Source organism: Streptomyces sp. NPDC003042, assembly GCF_053591315.1.
The window spans coordinates 1-4,976 of sequence record NZ_JBSFTP010000161.1; the positions used below are offsets into that span (position 1 = coordinate 1).

Below are 4,976 nucleotides of genomic sequence, written 5' to 3' on the forward strand. Positions count from 1 at the left end.
TTTATTTCCCCGCCCCCCACCGACAACTACACTCTGACCACACCACTCTTACCCTACACGAGCTCTTCCTATCTGTCTGACCCCCCCCCCCGCCCGCGGCCCCCCCCCCGCGCACCTGCCGGGCCGGCGGCTACCCGCGCCGCGCCGGCCGCCCCTCGACGGCGCCCAAGGGCGCCACCACCCCGTGGTAAAAGCGGTCCACGGCCTCGTCGACACTGCGGATGAACCCGGACTCCGCATTGCCCCGGGTGTTGCCCATCCCCTTGACCAGGGACAACCGGAAGCCGGTGAGCTGCGCGGCATCCCTCGGCAGCAGATCCCCGGGCTCCGGACGCAGCCGCTCCAGGGTGCCGCGCGGGCCGTTCGCGCCCTCGACGAGGCTCTCCACGTGGAGGTCCGCCGGAGCCTCGGCCAGCAGCCGCAGGAGCCGCTTCACCGTCGCGAGCGGGTACGAGCCGGCCGGTGCCGGGACCTCCACGGAGGTGCGGATCTTCCCGGTCCGCAGATCCGCCGTCACCGCGATGACCCGGCTCGTCCCGTCGATCCGCAGCTCCGCCGCCAGCTTGCCCTCGCCGCACAGCGTCCCTGCCGCCGCGACCCGCCGCTCCAGCGGATCGCTGCCGCGCCGCGCGCGCTGCACCGGCAGCGCCATCCGGCCCAGTTCCCCGCCCAGGCGCAGGCAGACCTGGCGGATGAGGCGCTCCCAGCTCTCGACGACGTCCACGGCGCGCGGATCCCCGCCGCCGAGGGTTTCGTCCTCGATGCCCTTGCGTACGGGGACCCAGGCCGGCCCCATGTTCTGGAAGCCGTGGCAGCCGGAGTTCTCGTGCTGGAGGTACTCCAGGAGTTCCTGGAGCAGCCAGGCGTGGGCCGCGTTGCCCACACCCTCGTGGCGGATCAGCATCTGCGCCTGGTGGGCCACGTCCGCCCACGACAGGTGCCAGAGGCTGACCTTGTGCTTGCGCCGGCCGTCGATCTTCACGTCGACCATCGGAGTGCCTTCGAGCGCCACGTCGTTCGAGAGGGTGATCACGGCCTCGTAACCGCGGCGCGCGGCGATGTCCATGTATTCCTGGACCTGTTCGGCCTTGAGCGGGTTTCCGTTGGTCTTCGTCTCGACCAGTGCCGTCCACAGCTTGCCCGCGCGCTCCACGCGGATCACGCCGTCCGGGCGTCGGGGGGTCTCGCCGTGGGGCAGGGACACCTCGGTGAACGTCTGCATCCGGCCGGCGGGCGCGCCGAATCCGGCGGTGAGGCGGCGGCCGAGCTCGGGCACCTGGGCCATGACGGCCAGCAGAACCGAGGTGGCGCGTACTTCCCTCTCCTTGTCGCTCTTGAGAGAGGGCACCGGGAACAGGCGCGCAGGCCGCCAGGATTCGTTCTCCGCGAGGGACTTCTTGGCGACCTTCGGAAGCGTGACCTTCTTCCGGGTCGTGCGGGGACCCTTCCCGCGGGTCTGAGCCGGGACGGTGGATGCGTCGAGCCCAGAGGGCCCGGCGGGCTGGGCGGGCCGGGGCTCCGGCACGGCGGAGCCGCCCTCCGGGGCGCCTTCGGCGCTACGGACCGCTGCCGCGTCCGCCCCTGGGGCGGAGTCCTCGGCGTCCGGGGCGTCTTCGACGTCTTCGGCGGGCTCGGTCTCCTCGAGGACCGTGATGCCGAAGTCCGTGGCCAGACCGGCCAGGCCGGTCTCGTAACCCTGTCCCACGGCACGGAACTTCCACTCCTCCCCCCGGCGGTACAGCTCGCCGAAGATGAAGGCCGTCTCCACGCTCGCGTCGTCGATGGAGAAGCCGACCAGGGGTTCCCCGGACCGGTCCGCGACCGTCATCCGCAGATCGTCGAGGTCGCCGAAGCGCGCGCCGCCGTACTGGCTGGCGGCCACCACGATCTTCGCGACGTCCCCCGGCACCGCCGTCAGGTCCACACTGATGCGGTCCTCGTCGCCGCTGTCCGTCGGCGTCTTGCCCAGCAGTTGCACGCTCCCGTCGGCGGCGGCGGGATTGTTGTAGAAGTAGAAGTCGTTCTCGCCGCGGATCTTGCCGTTCTGGTCCAGCAGCAGGACGGAGACGTCGGCGTCGCCGGCCCCCGAGGCGCTGGTCCAGCCCAGGCTCACGACGACGGAGCCGGCGTCCTCACTGAGGGCGGTCAAGCTGACGTTGGCACCCTTGGAGATTTCCTGCATGTCTTCCCCCCACTGCCCGGTCCCGTCCGTGCGGACCGAGGAGCCGGGCTGCTGTTCTGTCGCGCGATCGACATGGCGCGCCCGGCGAACCGTAGCGGGGAGGCGGGCGAAAGGTCAGCCGAAGGGGGAAATGAGCTCCGGTCGCCATGGGGGACACTGGAGGGGCTCGACCCCGTCCCGTGTCGCCGAGGAGCTGTTTCCGGATGCCCCGCCTTGCCGTGTTCGCCGTTGTCGTCTGCGTCCTTGCCGTCGTCGCGGCCGTCGTCGCCTTCGTGGAGGGCAGCTTCCTCGGGATCGTGTGGGTGCTGCTGGCCGGGCTGACGTCGAACATGGCCTGGTACTACGTACGCAAGGCGAAGGCGGAGAAGGCGGCGGCCGGCTCCTAGCCGACGCAAGTGCCGTCGGACTCCTGCCAGAAGCGGTAGAGGTCGCGGCCGCAGAACGTCTCCAGGTCCGAGACGCCCAGCGCGCTCAGCAGGTCGCGCACCACGTCGAAGAAGAACCCGTTGATCTCGGGGATCCACAGCAGCGCGAAGACGGCGATCAGCCCGAACGGCGCCAGCGGGGCGACCTCGCGGCGCACCCGGTGGGACAGCCACGGCTCGATGATCCCGAAGCCGTCCAGGCCCGGGACCGGCAGGAAGTTCAGGATCGCCGCCGAGACCTGGAGCAGCGCCAGGAAGGCCAGCGCGAAGCGGAAGGCCGGCGGGACGTCCCGGGCCTCGTCCAGCCAGAACGGCGCGGTGCAGATCACGGCGAAGGCAACGTTGGTCAGCGGGCCCGCCGCCGAGATGAGGCTGTGCTTCCAGCGGCCACTGATCCGGTCGCGCTCGATGTAGACGGCGCCGCCGGGCAGGCCCAGCCCGCCCAGGATCACGAAGAGCACCGGCAGGACGATGCTGAGCAGGGCGTGCGTGTACTTGAGCGGGTTCAGGGTCAGGTAGCCCTTGGCGCCGACCGTGAGGTCACCGCTGTGCAGGGCGGTGCGGGCGTGCGCGTACTCGTGCAGGCAGAGCGAGACGATCCACGCGGACGTCACGAAGAGGAACACGGCCAGCCCCGGGCTCGTGGAGTACCCCGTCCACACCGCCCAGCCCGTGACCGCCATGATCGCGACGATGCCGAGGAACACGGAACTGATGCGGCGCTCGCCGCGGCTGCCCTGATGACCCATGCGCTGACCCATGCGGCGAAACCTATCCCGGGCCGTGCACGGCCGGGCGTGCGGGGCCAGGGACAATGGGCCGGTGCGTTACGCGATTCTCGGCACCGCCCAGGCCATCCGCGACGACGGGACCCCCGTCGCCGTCGGTGGAGCGCGCCTGCGGGCGCTGCTGACCGCGCTCGCGCTACGGCCGGGGCGTGCGGTACCGGCGGTGGTGCTCGTCGCCGAGGTGTGGGACGGCCACCCGCCGGGTGATGCCGTTCCCGCGCTCCAGGCGCTGGTGGGGCGGCTGCGGCGGGCCCTGGGGCATACGGCCGTGCGCTCCTCCGAGGGCGGCTACCTGCTCGACGCGCGGCGCGAGGACATCGACCTGTACCGCTTCGAGCGGCTGGTACGGGCCGGTGCGCAGGCCCCCGACCCGGCCGCGGCGGCCGCGCTGTACGACGAGGCCCTCGCGCTGTGGCGCGGCCCGGCGCTGGCCGACCTGCCCGAGCCGGCCGCGGAGTCCGCGCGGTGGGAGGCCGTACGCATGGACGCGCGCCGGGGCCGGCTGGGAGCGGCGCTGGCCCTGGGCGAGGCGGAACGGGTCCTGCCGGAGCTGACCGAACTGTGTGCGCGCCGGCCGCTGGACGAGCCCCTCCAACTGCTGCGCATCCGGGCGCTGCGGGACGCGGGCCGCCCCGCCGAGGCGCTCGCCGCCTACGAGGACGTCCGCCGGGATCTCGCCGCCCGCCTGGGCACGGACCCGGGCCCGGAGCTGCGCGCCCTGCACACCGCCCTGCTGACCCCGTCGGCGCACCCCGGACCGGCCGGGCCCGCCGCCCGGACCTGGCCCGAGCCGCAGGCCCCGCCCCCGGCCGGCCACGCCACCGCTCCGGTGCCCACCGGCCGGGGGCCGTACCCCGCACCGCCCGCCGGAGGCCCGGCGGGCGCCGCCGGACCCGTACCGCCCGGCCAGGGCGCGGGCACAGGACCGTACCCGCTCGACGCCGGAGGCCAAGGGCACGCCGCCGCCCCGTTCGCGCCCGGCCAGGGGAACCTGCGGGCCCGGCTCACCACCTTCGTCGGGCGGGAGGACGACATCCGGGTCATCGGCGAGGACCTCGCCCGCGCCCGGCTCGTCACCCTCCTCGGGCCCGGCGGCGCCGGGAAGACCCGGCTGTCGCAGGAGGCCGCCGAGGCGCATGCCGCGGGCGGCTGGCCCGACGGGGTGTGGCTTGTCGAGCTGGCCCCCGTCGACGATCCGGAGGACGTCGCCGAAGCGGCCCTCGCCACCCTCGGAGCCCGCGAGACCAAGCTGCGCGGCGCCGCCGCCGAGGAGATGCGGGTGCTGACCGACCGTGCCGGGGACAACCCGCTCGACCGGCTCGCCGAGCACTGCGCCCGCCGCCGGCTCCTGCTGCTCCTGGACAACTGCGAGCACGTCATCGGCGCCGCCGCCGAGCTCGCGGAACGCCTCCTGACCCACTGCCCCGGCGTGCAGGTCCTCGCCACCAGCCGCGAACCCCTCGGCGTGCCGGGGGAGTTGCTGCGCCCGGTGGAGCCGCTGCCCGACCCGGTGGCGCTGCGGCTCCTGGCCGACCGGGGGGCCGCCGCCCGGCCCGGGTTCAGCGTCGCCGACGACCCGGC

General features: G+C 73.7%; 4 protein-coding genes. 2 read left to right on the forward strand and 2 right to left on the reverse strand.

What is annotated here, in order from left to right; genetic code table 11:
* Positions 1–130: 130 nt before the first annotated feature.
* Positions 131–2,182, reverse strand: coding sequence for a TerD family protein (locus ACWDYJ_RS35910; RefSeq protein ID WP_451569802.1), 2,052 nt, complete (start codon positions 2,180–2,182; stop codon positions 131–133).
* Between the two features lie 203 nt (positions 2,183–2,385).
* Between ACWDYJ_RS35910 and ACWDYJ_RS35915 the strand changes: the two genes are divergently transcribed.
* Complete coding sequence (locus tag ACWDYJ_RS35915; RefSeq protein WP_451569803.1) at positions 2,386–2,568, forward strand: hypothetical protein; 183 nt, start codon at positions 2,386–2,388, stop codon at positions 2,566–2,568.
* Here the strand turns inward: ACWDYJ_RS35915 and ACWDYJ_RS35920 are convergent.
* Positions 2,565–3,356 (reverse strand): site-2 protease family protein, encoded by a 792-nt coding sequence (locus tag ACWDYJ_RS35920; protein ID WP_451569805.1) that lies wholly within the window; start codon positions 3,354–3,356, stop codon positions 2,565–2,567. The two genes, ACWDYJ_RS35915 and ACWDYJ_RS35920, sit on opposite strands and share 4 nt — an antisense overlap.
* A gap of 10 nt (positions 3,357–3,366) precedes the next feature.
* Between ACWDYJ_RS35920 and ACWDYJ_RS35925 the strand changes: the two genes are divergently transcribed.
* A partial coding sequence (locus ACWDYJ_RS35925; RefSeq protein ID WP_451569804.1) for a BTAD domain-containing putative transcriptional regulator occupies positions 3,367–4,976 on the forward strand: 1,610 nt, incomplete at its 3' end.